The 14,325-nt window shown below is 48.9% G+C and carries 12 protein-coding genes; 8 read left to right on the forward strand and 4 right to left on the reverse strand.

Annotated features, from left to right (window positions below):
• The first annotated feature begins 72 nt into the window (after nucleotides 1–72).
• The 5 genes from V7P87_RS11800 (at nucleotide 73) to V7P87_RS11820 (ending at nucleotide 4,783) form a co-directional block, all read left to right on the forward strand.
• Complete coding sequence (locus V7P87_RS11800) at nucleotides 73–279, forward strand: PspC domain-containing protein (protein WP_296296162.1); 207 nt, start codon at nucleotides 73–75, stop codon at nucleotides 277–279.
• 46 nt (nucleotides 280–325) lie between these two features.
• Nucleotides 326–751 (forward strand): copper chaperone PCu(A)C, encoded by a 426-nt coding sequence (locus tag V7P87_RS11805; RefSeq protein ID WP_333797606.1) that lies wholly within the window; start codon nucleotides 326–328, stop codon nucleotides 749–751.
• Nucleotides 752–763: 12 nt separating this feature from the next.
• Nucleotides 764–1,741 carry a DUF2333 family protein gene (locus V7P87_RS11810; protein ID WP_333797607.1) on the forward strand — a complete coding sequence of 326 codons (978 nt, stop codon included), beginning with the start codon at nucleotides 764–766 and terminating at the stop codon, nucleotides 1,739–1,741.
• A gap of 3 nt (nucleotides 1,742–1,744) precedes the next feature.
• Nucleotides 1,745–2,488, forward strand: a complete 744-nt coding sequence (locus V7P87_RS11815) for a TIGR04219 family outer membrane beta-barrel protein (protein ID WP_333797608.1) — start codon at nucleotides 1,745–1,747, stop codon at nucleotides 2,486–2,488.
• Between the two features lie 132 nt (nucleotides 2,489–2,620).
• The gene (locus V7P87_RS11820; protein ID WP_333797609.1) at nucleotides 2,621–4,783 is read left to right on the forward strand and encodes a response regulator; all 2,163 of its coding nucleotides are present in this window, start codon (nucleotides 2,621–2,623) and stop codon (nucleotides 4,781–4,783) included.
• Here V7P87_RS11820 and V7P87_RS11825 read toward each other — a convergent pair.
• Entirely contained in the window at nucleotides 4,758–5,690 is a 933-nt protein-coding gene (locus V7P87_RS11825) for a TIGR03899 family protein (protein WP_333797610.1), read from the reverse strand. The genes V7P87_RS11820 and V7P87_RS11825 overlap by 26 nt on opposite strands.
• Nucleotides 5,691–6,025: 335 nt before the next feature.
• On the opposite strand from V7P87_RS11825, the gene V7P87_RS11830 reads away from it, so the two are divergent.
• Entirely contained in the window at nucleotides 6,026–8,269 is a 2,244-nt protein-coding gene (locus V7P87_RS11830; protein WP_333797611.1) for a two-component system response regulator, read from the forward strand.
• 218 nt (nucleotides 8,270–8,487) lie between these two features.
• Here the strand turns inward: V7P87_RS11830 and V7P87_RS11835 are convergent, their stop codons facing one another.
• The 3 genes from V7P87_RS11835 to V7P87_RS11845 all read right to left on the reverse strand — a co-directional run bounded on the left by V7P87_RS11835 (nucleotide 8,488) and on the right by V7P87_RS11845 (nucleotide 12,073).
• Nucleotides 8,488–10,107, reverse strand: coding sequence for a methyl-accepting chemotaxis protein (locus V7P87_RS11835; protein ID WP_333797612.1), 1,620 nt, complete (start codon nucleotides 10,105–10,107; stop codon nucleotides 8,488–8,490).
• A gap of 250 nt (nucleotides 10,108–10,357) precedes the next feature.
• A complete protein-coding gene (gene ppa / locus V7P87_RS11840) occupies nucleotides 10,358–10,888 on the reverse strand; it encodes an inorganic diphosphatase (RefSeq protein ID WP_260658267.1) in 531 nt (176 codons plus the stop codon).
• 213 nt (nucleotides 10,889–11,101) lie between these two features.
• Nucleotides 11,102–12,073 carry a class 1 fructose-bisphosphatase gene (locus V7P87_RS11845; RefSeq protein ID WP_333797613.1) on the reverse strand — a complete coding sequence of 324 codons (972 nt, stop codon included), beginning with the start codon at nucleotides 12,071–12,073 and terminating at the stop codon, nucleotides 11,102–11,104.
• Between the two features lie 217 nt (nucleotides 12,074–12,290).
• On the opposite strand from V7P87_RS11845, the gene mpl reads away from it, so the two are divergent.
• Both mpl and V7P87_RS11855 read left to right on the forward strand, forming a co-directional pair.
• Nucleotides 12,291–13,649 (forward strand): UDP-N-acetylmuramate:L-alanyl-gamma-D-glutamyl-meso-diaminopimelate ligase, encoded by a 1,359-nt coding sequence (gene mpl / locus V7P87_RS11850; RefSeq protein ID WP_333797614.1) that lies wholly within the window; start codon nucleotides 12,291–12,293, stop codon nucleotides 13,647–13,649.
• Nucleotides 13,649–14,320, forward strand: a complete 672-nt coding sequence (locus tag V7P87_RS11855) for a flavin prenyltransferase UbiX (protein WP_296296181.1) — start codon at nucleotides 13,649–13,651, stop codon at nucleotides 14,318–14,320. The genes mpl and V7P87_RS11855 overlap by 1 nt, the downstream gene beginning before the upstream one ends.
• Nucleotides 14,321–14,325: the final 5 nt, after the last annotated feature.

A 14,325-nucleotide genomic window follows, 5' to 3' on the forward strand; every position in this document is an offset into this window, starting at 1 on the left:
TTGTGGTTGGCATGGCTTTTGTACCTTGTTATTTGAATCAATCATTTAACTGATAACAAGCTGAGGTTAACTATGAACAGAAGCAATCATCACAACTGGTACTGTAATAAAGCCCATAAAAAAATTTCCGGAGTTTGTGCAGGTTTAGCCGCTTATTATCAACAGCCCAGATGGTTAGTGCGGGTGCTGGCGATTTTGTTGTTACTGACGTTCCCTGTTGCCGCAGTTGTTGCTTATTTGCTGGCTGCTTGTCTGCTTCCTGATCGTTATGTGATCTGAATGCGGATGAGATAAGATGAAGGCATTTCAGATACTGGAGACTGTTATGCCTTTGTTGTTTGCCCTTATGGTGTTCTTTATTAGTTTTATTGTACAAGCCGCACCACTGGAGTTTCAGAATGCCACTGTGCGCCAGCCGCTGCCGGGAAAGAACCTGAGTGCCGGTTATTTTTCTGTGCTGAATTCCTCCGATAATGCCATTACACTGGTTGCAGCGAGCAGCCCCTGGTTTGAGCGGGTCGAATTGCATCAGCACAGCATGCATAACGGTATGATGCGAATGGAAAAAGTAGACAGTTTTGAGATCCAGGCCGGCGAACAGCTGCATTTACAGCCGGGCGGTTTGCATCTGATGTTGTTTGCGCCTAAAAATGAGTTAACCTTAGGTGCCATTGTGCCTATCCAATTCAGCACGGCCGACGGCCAGCAATGGCAGATTTCGGCGGTTGTCACCAAAATTCCAACCCAATAACCGGAGTGACAAATGCAAAAAGTGAAACTGGCAGTCCTGCTCAGTAGCCTGGTATTGATATTGTTTTATGCCATGGCGGTCTGGTCCAGCAATGAACCCGATACTTTTGACGTGGTGGCTGAAGCAAATCAGGCTGCGCAGGGCGTTCAACCGGCCGTTGGCTTTACCACCACCCATACCCTGGTGCATGTTTCAGAAGTCTTGCTGCATAAGTCAGGGGGTTACATTTCAAATGACCTGCTGCCGCCTTTTAGTATGCTGGACAATATGCCGGCCTGGGAGTTTGGGGTGCTGGAAATGGTGCGGGATTTAGCATTATCGATGCGCACAGATATCAGCCGCTCCCAGTCGCAGTCAGTGGAAAACGCCTTCCTGAAACTGGCGCAGCCAAAACTGAATATCGACCATCGTAGTTGGGCTGTACCGGCGGCTGAGGATGAGTATGCCGAAGCTTTGCGTTTGTTACGCTCTTACCGCCAGGCATTAAATGATCCAAACAACAGAGACCATCAGTTTTATGCCCGGGCCGACAATTTGCGGGACTGGCTAAAAGCGGTGGAAAAACGCCTTGGCAGTTATAGTCAGCGGTTAAGTGCCAGCGTCGGGCAAGACAGATTAAATACAGATCTGGCGGGGGATGCGCAGGCGCGTCAGTCCACCAGCACGCCAACTGAGCAAATGATTAAAACCAGCTGGTGGCGGATAGACGATGAATTTTACGAAGCCAGGGGCGCTTCCTGGGCGCTGTTGCATTTTTTAAAGGCGATTGAAGTCGACTTCGCCGATGTGCTGGCCAAAAAAAATGCCACTGTCAGTTTGCAGCAAATTATCCGCGAGCTTGAAGCAACCCAACAAACTGTCTGGAGCCCTATGGTGTTAAACGGCAGTGGTTTTGGCCTGCTCGCCAATCACTCGCTGGTCATGGCAAACTATATCTCCAGGGCAAACGCCGCCCTGATTGAATTGACCGAATTATTGTCGCAAGGATAACGCATGAAAATTTTATTACCGCTGCTTGGTGCCTCTTTGTTGTTCAGTAGTCCGCTGGTGATGGCCGATGTGCTCGGTGTGACTGTTGGCGCTGAATGGTGGCAGGCGAATCCGGATGCCCGGGCAGGCGATACCGGCTTTAGTCAGCCGTTACATTTTGATGATGACAGCCACAGCGCTTTTTATGCTGCATTTGAACATCCGATCCCCTTGCTGCCCAATGTGATGCTGCGGCGTCAGACCCTGAGTTTTCAGGGGGATACCCGGTTAGCGGGCACATTACAGCTGCACGATGTGGTCTATGCGGCGCAAAGTCAGGTTCATAATGGACTTGGCCTCGAATATACCGATGCCAGCTTTTATTATGAGCTGCTTGATAACGACATCCTGAGTCTGGATCTGGGCCTGAGTGCCAGATTCCTGCAAACGGATGTCAGCATTACACAGGGCGCTACAGTGACCCGTGGTGTGTCAACACCAATGCCGATGTTATACGCCAATGCGGTGGTGGGGGTGTTTGGCACCAATTCCAGTCTGTTTTTTAACGGCAACTATGGCCGTTATGATGGTCATCAGATGTCTGATCTGCGTGCTGGTTTTGCTTATGAATGGATCGATCTGGCGGCATTTTCAATGTCGGTGAAGCTTGGGGTGCAGCGGTTGGATCTGAAGCTGAATGCCGAAGACCGGATGGATGTTGATCTGGTGGCGGATGGGGTTTTTCTCGGTCTTGAAGCTGATTTTTAACACAAGCCCGTACCAAGCCAGCGTGTTGTAGGTTGTTGTTCGTACAGACAATACGCTGGCGCAGCTAAAACCTTGTAGTTCAATCTGTGCACCATTATAGTGAGGTATCAGATTGGATCGGTTTTTCTCAGCATGAAGCAGCTTTTTACTCGGCCTCTGTGGCCCCTGGTGTTGTTGGCCATCGTTGTTGTTCTTTCTCTGGTGGCTTCCTGGTTTTCGTTAAAGCTGTGGCAGCAACAGCAGCATACTGCGTATTTACATCAACTAAGTCGTCATGCCGCTTTATTGGCAATGCATCCGCTGCGTGAGCAAAATTCTCAGGCTTTGCGTCAGACTTTACAAGCCTTGCAACAACATAGTGCTTTGCCATTACAGGCCATAGCTGTTTATGACAAAAACCAGCAGCTGTTTGCCGCCACCCAGGGCGCAGAAGCGGTATTAAATAACTATTCTCCGCTGCCTTCGGCAACGCAGCCTGTGGTCGTTGCCGACGGTATGTTAGTGTTCAGTGTGCCTGTCTGGGCTGATGTGGTGCAGCAGGGGCGTCATGATTTACCTGTGCCTGCCATCAGCTCTGAGCAGCTGGGGCATTTGTTGTTGGTTGCCGGGTCTTCTTCATCGGTGCCTTTATGGTTGATGTTGCCGATGTTGTTACTGATATTGCTGTCGGCCTTGTCGCTTTATGGCTGGCAGCTAAAAAAACAACAGAAAAGAGTGCGCCAGCAGTTGTTATTAAGTCAGCAACTACAGCAGGGCTGTGTTGCCGATGTGCAGGGGAACGAATTTTCGCTTTTGATCGACGCCTGGCAACAGCAGCAACAACGCCATCAACAACAATTGCGGTCTGTCGCCCGTGATGCCGAGTTGCGGTTGCAGCAGCAAGAACAACTGCATGCTCATACCGCCGAAAGCTTATTACAACTGCAGCAAAGCCACCAGCAGCTGAAACTGCACAGTCAATCCTGCGATTTGCAATTGAAGTTCTGGCTGGAGTTATGCCATAGATCCGACTCGCTCAGTGCTGAGGACCTTCGCAGTAAGATCCAGGCGTTACAGTTGTTGTCCGAGTTGCATGCAGCAGATTTTGCCCTGCAGCCTGATCATCTCTGGCTACCCGATTGGCTGGCGCAGCAGGCGCCACAATGGTTTAGCGACAATCAAATTCCGGAACAGTTTGTTTTTGACGAAGATCCACAGGCCTACCAGTTCAAAATTAATATTGATACCAGACTGCTCAGTGTGTTGTGTCATATTTTCAGCAATTATTGCCAGCAGGCTGCGGCCGATCAGGATATTTTGTTTAGCTATCGCTTACGCGAAGTGCCACAAAAACAACTGAAACTCACTTTTAAATATGCCGGTGCCGGTTTTTCGGCACGCTGGCGCCAGTTGTTGCTGGAACAGCCTGACAGTGAGCTGACACTGGATGATGTAGAGGCTGAGGTCGCCCGCAGGTTACTCCATGAGCTGCATGGCAGTATTTCATTAAATTCGCTGGAAGATTTGGGCACCCAGCTCGATATTCTGCTGCCGGTTTCCTGGCAAAAAACCAGTCAGTCCAAATTATGCCAGTCCATTTTGGTATTGGATGAGCGCGCCTGCCGTTTACCTCTGGTGAAACAGTCGCTGGCGGCTATTGGTGAGCAGGTCCACAGTGTGGCAACACTTGCTGCCCTGCCTGAAGCGGTGCAATTACGTCTGGTGGATTTAGTGATAGTGCTGTTGCCGGAAAGCTCTGTGTCACTGCATCAGGATGCGGCAAAGCTGACTGTACTTGCCGAGCGTTATCAGCTGCTGTTTTTTGCCTCAGCTAAAGCCAGACAGTTGTGGCAACCGCTGCTTGGCAGCAGATTATTGGCAGTGCCTATGTTACTCAGCCACGTCAGCCATGCGTTGCAGCACCCCGATGAGCTTGGTAATCAGCAGCTGCTGGTGGTGGATGACAATCTGACGAACCTTAAATATGTGCAGGCGATGTTGTCAGGCGGTGGGCTACGCATTGATATTGCCATGACAGGGCAGGATGCCATCAAAATGGCCAGCAGCAACAGGTACCAGCTGATCCTGATGGATATTCAGTTGCCGGATTTGGCCGGTACAGAAGTGACCAAAAGGATCCGGCAACTGCGGCATCATCAGCACACCACTATTCTGGCTTTTACCGCCCACGCCTTACCGGATGAGATTGCTGGTTTCCGGCTGGCAGGCATGGATGATGTGCTGATTAAACCACTGGATACCCACAAAATTGCCCATATTCTGGCTAAACTCAACCCGGCTGATGAAATACGATAACATCAGACAGTAGTTGTTGTAAGACCTGCCAGTATTGTGGGTTGGGCTGGCTGCTTAACAGGGGTAACAACTCAGCGCCAATGCTGGTGAATTTATAATATTGCAGCACCAGGCCCTGATGTTTGGTGCGCCCTTGCAGCAGCTGTTGATGGTAATACCATTGCAACTGCTGGTTTTTGCCAAGCTCACCACTTTCAATTTCAGACTGGTGTAACAAGCCAAGGTCAATCAGGCTTAAAATCTGCGGGTAAGTGAGGCCAAACTGACTCAGATTCAGCATGCCGCGGCTTTTGCCGGCCAACCAGCGCCATAAAGAACCCTGCTGCACATAACCAAAATAAATATGTGCCGGCTCCTGGCTTTTAATACGGCAACTCAGACTGGCTGCCAGTTGCAACGCTATCGCATCTTTGTGGTTCATCTGTTTAAGCAACAGCAGGGTTTTTAACGAAAAACTGCCGGGGCTACTGATTTCGCCGGCCAGAATTTTTGCCCAGAGTTTTTGCATGCTGTGGCTTGAAATATCCAGCACCAGCTCACAATACGCCTGAAACCAATCCGGATCGACATCCTGGCTGGTCTGAATTTCGGTGCAATAATCCAGCGCCAGTGCCATCACCTTCTCCAGATTCTGCTGTTGTTGCTCCTGACGCATTTGGATCCGGCGGTTGGCGCGTTCGGCCAGAGTTAAACCGGCAAACAGCTCCTGTTCCTTCAGTACCACGCCGGCTCTATTGCTCAGTTGTTGATGTTTGTCGATAAAGCTGGCGCTGCCGGGCATTTCATCAAGTGGCAGTGCAGCCGTATTGTTGCGGACAACACTGGCAGATTGTAAGTCACCACCCAATTGTTTTTTGGCCAGTTGCCGTAACTTTTGTTGCCCGGACAGGCTCTGTACCTTGGTCATAAAGCTCCATGCTTTTGCGAAAATTACCGCAGTTTGTTGCCGACTCAGTTACAGCATATCGGCCAGAACCGCCGATGCATAAAAAACTTTGCTTAAGCCGATAAATTTATTGTTATTTAAATGAATTTAAAAGGTAATTGCTCGTTATACCTTGCTGCTGATACCGACAAAATGATTGCATTTTTTAACTAAGCGTATAGTGTAATAAGTCAGACAACAAGCTGGCTGCCGGCTTCACTGACAAGGTGTGCAGGTGTGGAGTCGGTGCATATCCCCCCTTTGCTCAAGTGAGGAATTTGTGCCAGACATTCGGACTCAATGGATAAGGTCGTAACATGGTGTCAAAAGTAACAGAAGATGATTTTCTGTTTCTAGCAGAAGATGAAGTGCCGGAGTCAGAAATCCCGCAAATTACCGGGGAATGGCATCTGCTGATTGTTGATGACGATGAAGAAATCCATACCGTCACCCGCCTTGCTTTAAGTGATTTGTTGGTTCTCGGGCGTAAACTCGTTTTCCATCATGCGTACTCTGGCAAAGAGGCAATTGATTTTCTTAAGAAAAACCAGAATGTAGCCGTTATTTTGCTTGATGTGGTGATGGAGTCTGATGACGCTGGTTTGCTGGTGGTACAACAAATCCGCGAGCAGCTGGGTATGGACGAAGTGCGGATAGTGCTCAGAACAGGCCAACCCGGTTACGCGCCAGAAGAAAGTGTTATTAAAGAATATGATATCAACGACTACAAAACCAAAACCGAACTGACCCGCAGTAAACTGGTTACCTCTATTATTTCGTCGATCCGCTCTTATCAGCAAATCCGCACCATTAATCAAAACCGCTTGGGTTTACAGAAAATTATTAATGCTGGCGCAAATTTGCTGGAACAACACTCATTGCATGAGTTTTCTGAAGGGGTGGTGACACAAATTTCATCGCTGATCGGTCTGCATGCGGAAGGTGTGTTATGCGCACAAATTGAGGATGATGGCTCAGCCAGTGACAATGTGTATGTGCTGGGCGCTGCGGGCCATTATGCGCCCTTTATTAAATGCAAACTGGAACGGTTAAATAACCCGCGCATTATTCAGCAGATTTTGCAGTGCCTGCAGCAAAAACGGCATATTTTTACCGGTTTTGACACTGTGTTGTATCTTGGCAACGCCGAGCATAGCGCCGCTGTATATATCGAAACCAACAGGCCGATTGAGGATTTTGACCGTCAGCTAATTGAGGTATTTTTAAGCAATATTTCAATTGGTTATGAAAACGTCACATTGTTCCAACAGCTCAAACATGCCGCTTATATCGACCCATTAACCAAAACACCAAACCGCAATGAATTTACCCAGTTGCTGGAAGAAACCAAAAGACTGGATCCCGGCCATAATGTGGCAGTGCTGATTGATATTGACCACTTCTCCGATGTTAATGACGGCCTGGGGCAGGAAGTGGGCAATGAGTTATTAATTGCGGTGACCCGCCGTCTGGTAGAGCACTTTGGTGACCTGGCACAAATTGGCCGTATTGGCGCCGATGTTTTTGGTTTGATTGGCCCTGAAGATATGTTAACGCCATCGGCCATTAACGCAGTCTTTGCCCAGCCATTTCAGGCGTCGGAACATGCTTTACAAATTAATGCCACCCTTGGTTTTTGCCGCTTAGTGGACACAGTCAAACAAGGTCTTGGCATTCTGAAGCATGTGTATATAGCGCTCAACCGGGCCAAAAAGAACCTGTCGCAGAACTTTGAATATTACAGCAGTGAAATGGAAGAGCAGATGGCCGAACGTTTGGCTTTGCTGCGCACACTCAGACAGGATTTTAGTCAGGATAAACTGCAGCTCTGGTATCAACCGCAAATATCTTTGCATACCAATCAGGTGATAGGTATGGAAGCTTTGTTGCGCTGGCCTACAGGGCAGGGGGGGTATATTTCCCCGGCTGTGTTTATTCCGCTGGCAGAATATTCAGGTTTAATTGTTGAAATCGGCGCCTGGGTGATCCAGCAGGCTTGCCAGCAAATCAAATATTTGCAATCACAGGGTCTTGCCGATATGCGCATTGCGGTGAACGTGTCGATGCCACAGTTTCGTAATCCGTTATTTGTTGAGTCTGTGATTGACTGTGTGCAGCGTTATCAGGTGGCGCCTGAATTGCTGGAGCTGGAAATTACTGAATCTGTGGTGATGGACGAACCCAAGATAGTGATTGATGCGCTGAACAGGTTAAAAGATCACGGTATTAAAGTGGCAATTGATGACTTTGGTATTGGTTTTTCCAGCCTGAGTTATCTGCAACAACTGCCGCTGGATCGGATCAAAGTGGATCGGGCTTTTATCCGCGATTTTGCTGCGCCAAATGGTGCTGTGATTGCCGAAACCATTATTCATTTGGGCAAAAAACTCGGTTTAGCCACTATTGCCGAAGGCATTGAAACTCTGGAGCAGGCTGACGCTGTGCGCGCCATGGGCTGTGATGAAGTGCAGGGTTTTATGTATGCCAAGCCAATGCCAACCCAGGAATTACTGGCTTTTTTGCAGCAGAGTGTCAATCCGGCCGGTAAAAAAACCGATTAATGCTGTCAGCGGGATCCTCGTAAAAACCACCTTCAGGGTGGTTTTTTTATTGCTGCAGACAGGGGAGGATGGTCTGAAGTGAAAAACAGTTGCCGATACTACAGCTGCAACTTTCTGACTGAGCACAAATTCTAAGATGTCTTCAGCCAGAGCCTGTGACCAGGCAAGAATAAAAAAGGCGCCAGCGGCGCCTTTTGCATGTGGAACAAAAAACTGAATTAAACGCGGAATAAACGGGCGATGCTTTCCAGATTTTGTGCCAGATTAGCCAGTTCACGGGCAGCTTTGGCAATATGGCCGGCGCTTTGTGAGCTGTGTTCTGTATGTTTCACTATTTCCACTACATGACCAACAATAGTGCCGGCCATACTTTGTTGTTCTTCGGTTGCAGCAGCAATATGCTGGTTCATCTCGCGGATGCGGCGAATACTGGTGGTGATCACTTGTAATGACTCACCGGCCTGGTTGGCTGAAGTCACACTCTGATCGGCCTGTACTGTACTTTGCTGCATTTTTTGCACAGCGGAGCGGGCGGCCGATTGCAGCTGTTCAATGGTTTTCTGAATTTCTTCAGTCGATTTCTGGGTGCGGGACGCCAGAGTACGAACTTCGTCCGCCACCACCGCAAAACCCCGGCCCTGTTCACCGGCTCGTGCCGCTTCAATAGCTGCGTTTAATGCCAGCAGGTTGGTTTGTTCAGCAATACCTTTGATCACATCAAGCACAGCGCCGACCTGGTTGGCGTCAGTTTCCAGTTTCAGAATAACTTCTGAAGCCTCCTGCACATTACTGGCAAGCTGACGGATGTTGTTGACCGTTACGCCTACCGTTTGCTGACCACGGTCTGCTGCAACGTTAGAGTCATTGGCTGCGCTGGAGGCTTCGTTGGCGCTGCTGGCTTCGGCAATCACACTGTTGCTCATATCATCAACGGCGTATTTGGCTTGCTCGGCGGCCTGACGTTGTACAGCGATGGTTTTATTGGTGTCGTCGGTTAATTGATGTAAATCTTTGGCAAGTGACGACAAAGGCAGTGCAGTGTTGACAATTTCTTTCACCACACCCTGCAGTTTTTCCATAAAAGAGTTAAACCAGAAGGCTAAATCACCCAGCTCATCCTTGGATTTGGTTTCAATTCTTACTGTTAAATCGCCATCTTCTTTGGCCAGATCTTTTAATGAATGAATAATATTGCCAAGGCTGTTATTGATACCACTGACCACAGGCACTGCGGTACCAAATAACACCAGAGTGGTGATCACACCCATGATAATACCTACAGTGATCAAGGTACTGGCCTGTGCATTGGCGTCGTCAATTGCACCTTTAAAGTGGTTCAGCTGAATATCGCGGAACTCGGTCAGCTTTTTCACTGTATTGTCGTAATCGGCATTCATCTTTTGTGAACGCTCACCAATGGTGGCCATGTCGGCGGTGTTATTCACCATCTCCTGTGACACTTTAAAGGCCACCGCATAATAATTGTCGAATGAAGACAGAATAGGGCCAATTTCTTTGCTCAGTGCCGCATCCAGACTGCTGACCTGACCCAGTTGTTTTTTCAGTTGGTCGGCAAAAGCATTGGACGTATTCAGAGCTTCCTCGTCGCCTGTGGTGACTGCACTGGCCAGCGATTCCTTCACCCGCTCCAATGCAACCAGGCTACTCTCGGCGGCCTGTAACACCGGGAACTGGATATCCCTGGTATTGTCCAGTGTTTTGACGTTGTTCAGTGCTGTGACTGTGGCCAACACCAGATAGATGATAAAACTGATAGTCCCGATGAAGGGTATTAAATAAATTTTTTTCGCAATCGAAAGGCGTTGCAAAAACTCCATACACGCTTACCCCTGTAGATAACAAACCGGAAGGAATTGTTTGTAATGAATATTTTAAAAAAGCGGTTTTAGTATAGTCAGCAAAAAGCCTAAATGCTGCAACAAATCAAGTTATGCGACGAAAATCTTAATATAAATAAAGAATTATAACGATTTGCTTATTTTTGTTTCTGTTCTGGTTTCAAAGGCTGGGCAAGCTGTACAGCGAAAAGGGGGCAAAAAAAAGCCCGCATCATGCGGGCTTTATCAATTATTTTTGCTGGGCACGTTCAAAAGAAGTGCTGATTTCAGCTTTGGCTTCGGCTTTGTCGCCCCAGCCAATGACTTTTACCCACTTGCCTGGCTCTAACTCTTTGTAACGCTCAAAGAAATGCTGGATTTGTTGTTTCAGCAGTTCAGGCACGTCATTGATGTCCTGGATATGGTCATAAATTTTGGTCAGTTTGCTGATTGGCACTGCCAGTACCTTGGCATCTTCACCTGACTCGTCAGCCATTTTTAATACTGCAACAGGGCGGCATTTGATCACAGCACCTGGTACCAGTGGGTAGGGGGTTGGTACCAGCACGTCGACCGGATCTCCATCCAGGCTCAGTGTATGGTTTACAAAACCGTAGTTACATGGGTAGAACATTGGCGTGGCCATAAAACGGTCAACCCAGACAGTACCGCTGTCTTTGTCCACTTCGTATTTGATTGGATCGGCATTGGCCGGAATTTCAATAATGACGTTAATTTCGTCAGGCAGGTTTTTACCTGCTGGTACCAGACTCAGGCTCATGTTAGTTCCTTAAGATAAATGAAGTGTAAAAAATGCCGCCTATTATACCGGCGGCATCAAAAATGGCTATGGTTTTGACCTATTCCCTTCATCCTTGACGTTGTGGGGGGGTTGGCCGCCTTCACTCATTCCAGTCACATAGATGACTATGCTCCTGGGACTGCTCTCAGTTGCCGCCTACCCACATCTTCAATGATTTTGGGTAAACGCCTGCTACGCCTGATGATACTTCAGGCAGGTTTCCACTTCGTGTTTAGAACCCAGGATCACAGCCACCCGCTGGTGAATATCGGTTGGCTGGATTTCCATAATGCGCTGGTAACCTGTGGAACTGACGCCACCGGCCTGTTCTACTAAAAAGCTCATTGGATTGGCTTCGTACATCAGGCGTAATTTATAAGGTTTATTGGCATCTTTGGTGTCGGTGGGGTACATAAACACACCGCCACGGCACAACACCCGGTGTACATCACCCACCATGGCGGCTATCCAGCGCATATTAAAGTTTTTACCACGAGGGCCGGTTTTACCCAGCAGTAAATCAGCGATATACGCCTGCATGGCCGGTTCCCAATGGCGCTGGTTTGACATATTAATGGCAAATTCGGCCGTCATACCTGGCACCGCCACTTCTTCCTGAGTTAACAAAAAGCCGCCGTAGGTTTTATCCAGCGTATAAAGTTTGGTGCCTTTGCCTGTGGTCAGCGCCAGCATAGTGGAAGGGCCGTACAACACATAACCTGCAGCCAGTTGGGCTGTGCCAGGTTGTAAAAACTGCGCAGCATCTGCAGCGTCCAGATCAGCACGCGCTGGCAGAATAGAAAAAATAGTGCCAATCAGACTGTTGATATCGGTATTGGATGAGCCATCCAACGGGTCAAAAGTCACCAGATATTTGCCGTCCGGATTGCCAGCCACAGTGTGGTCTTCTTCTTCTGACGAAATTGCTTTGACCAGACCGGTTTCCAGAATCATGTCTTTGAGCAGTTCGTTAGCCAGCACATCGAGTTTTTTCTGTGTTTCACCCTGAATGTTTTCATCCAGGGTCGAGCCCAGCACGCCAGCCAGTGCGCCCTGGCCAACACGAAAAGAGATCTCTTTACAGGCAGCCAGAATTGTTTTGGTCAATGAAATCAGGTCGGTATCAACTCCGTCCTGCCGTAATACGGGAGCCAGTCGGCGCATGGTGAATTCCTTGTTGAAAATGCTGTAGGGTGGGTGTCTGCCCTTATTCTACTGGCCTCTGGGCGCTTGGCAGTACACCGGCGCACAGTGTAAAGAATTTAACGAAAAAATGCAGTTTTTGGCCTTATTTTATTTGCTTTTGTTGTGAAGCGCTTTTGTTACAATGCCTTATCTTGGCCACGCTTGGCGCTTGTGGTCGCCGTACAAGGGAAAGGTTATGCATATTCATATTTTGGGCATTTGTGGCACTTTTATGGGCGGTATTGCCGCTATTGCCAAAGCCATGGGACACAAAGTAACGGGCTCCGATGCCAATGTGTATCCGCCGATGAGCACTCAGCTGGAAGCTTTGGGCATTACCCTGACCCAGGGCTATGACGCCAGTCAGTTTGAACCAGCACCGGATTTAGTCATTATTGGCAACGCCATGTCACGTGGTAATACCGCCGTGGAATATGTGCTGAACAGTAACCTGCCTTATACCTCAGGGCCTGAATGGCTGGCGACAAATGTGCTGCAAAGTCGTTGGGTACTTGCGGTGTCGGGCACTCATGGTAAAACCACCACCACCTCGATGCTGGCCTGGATTTTAGAATATGCTGGTTTGAACCCTGGTTTTTTAATTGGGGGTATTCCGCAGAATTTTGACGTATCAGCAAGATTGGGTGATGCGCCGTTTTTTGTGATTGAAGCTGATGAATACGACACGGCCTTTTTTGATAAACGCAGCAAGTTTGTGCATTACCGGCCACGCACGCTGATTATCAATAACCTCGAATTTGACCATGCCGATATTTTCCCGGATTTAGCCGCTATCCAGCGCCAGTTCCACCATTTATTACGCATGGTGCCAGGCAATGGCCTGGTGTTATCTCCGGCAAATGTGCCCGCCATTGATGAAACGCTGCAGATGGGCTGCTGGAGTGAACAACAACGTTCCGGCACCGACTGGCAGGCAACTTTGCTGCAAAAAGACGGCAGCAAGTTTTCAGTGAGTTTTAACGGCCAGCAGCTGGGTGAAGTGCAATGGGATTTAACCGGCCAGCACAGTGTGGATAATGGCCTGATGGCCATTGCAGCGGCGCGCCACGCCGGAGTGCCGGCAGCTGTTGCTATTGAAGCCTTGTCGAAGTTTATTGCGCCCAAAAGACGGATGGAGCTTAAAGGCACAGTGGCCGACATTGCGGTGTACGACGACTTTGCCCATCACCCCACTGCCATCGACACCACTTTGACCGGTCTTCGCAATAAAGTGGGCGAAAAGCGTATTCTGGCCGTATTAGAGCCGCGCTCCAATACCATGAGGTTGGGCGTACACAAAGAAGCCTTGCCCGCCTCGTTAAAACAAGCCGATCTGGTGTTTTTATTTGAGCCGGCCAATTCCGGTTGGTCACTTGGTGATGTGGCCAAAGCCATTGGACCACAGGCTGAAGTGGGCACCGACATTGACGCTTTGGTGGCAAGGGTAACAGAGCAGGCACAAAGTGGTGATTCGGTGGTGATTATGAGTAACGGCGGTTTTGGTGGTATTCATGACAAACTGCTTGATGCACTGCGGAAAAAATGGGAACACTAATGCATAACAATCCTGATGTTGCCAAAACCAAAGGCAAAGAAGTGACGCTGGCTTTTACCGGCGCTTCCGGTGCTTTATATGGCTGGCGTTTGCTGCAGTCGCTGCTGGCACTTAACGTGAAAGTGCATCTGCTGATTTCAAGTGCAGCCCGGGTGGTGTTTGCCACCGAACACAATTTAAAGCTCAACGGCAATCCGCAAAGCTGTCAGCAGCAGCTGGTGGAGCTGTTTGGTTGTGATCCAGCCTTATTGGCGGTTTATGGCAAAGACGACTGGTTTTCGCCCGTAGCTTCAGGCTCGGCTGCGCCCAAAACCATGGTGGTGTGCCCTTGTTCTACCGGCACAGTGGCTGCTATTGCCCATGGCATGAGTGACAATCTGATAGAGCGGGCCGCCGATGTGGTGATCAAAGAGCAGGGCCAGCTGATTTTAGTGCCACGCGAAACGCCATTAAGCGCTTTGCATCTGGAAAACCTGTTAAAACTTGCCAAGCTGGGCGTGACCATTATGCCGGCCGCCCCTGGTTTTTATCATCAGCCACAATCTATTGAAGATTTGATTGATTTTATGGTCGCCCGCATTCTGGATCATTTACAGCTGCCACAGCAGCTGATGCCACGCTGGGGTTATGCCACTGCGGTTTCTGCTGTCACAGGTTCGGCTGCAACCTGATAAGG

Source organism: Rheinheimera sp. (assembly GCF_036782235.1).
GTDB lineage: Bacteria > Pseudomonadota > Gammaproteobacteria > Enterobacterales > Alteromonadaceae > Pararheinheimera.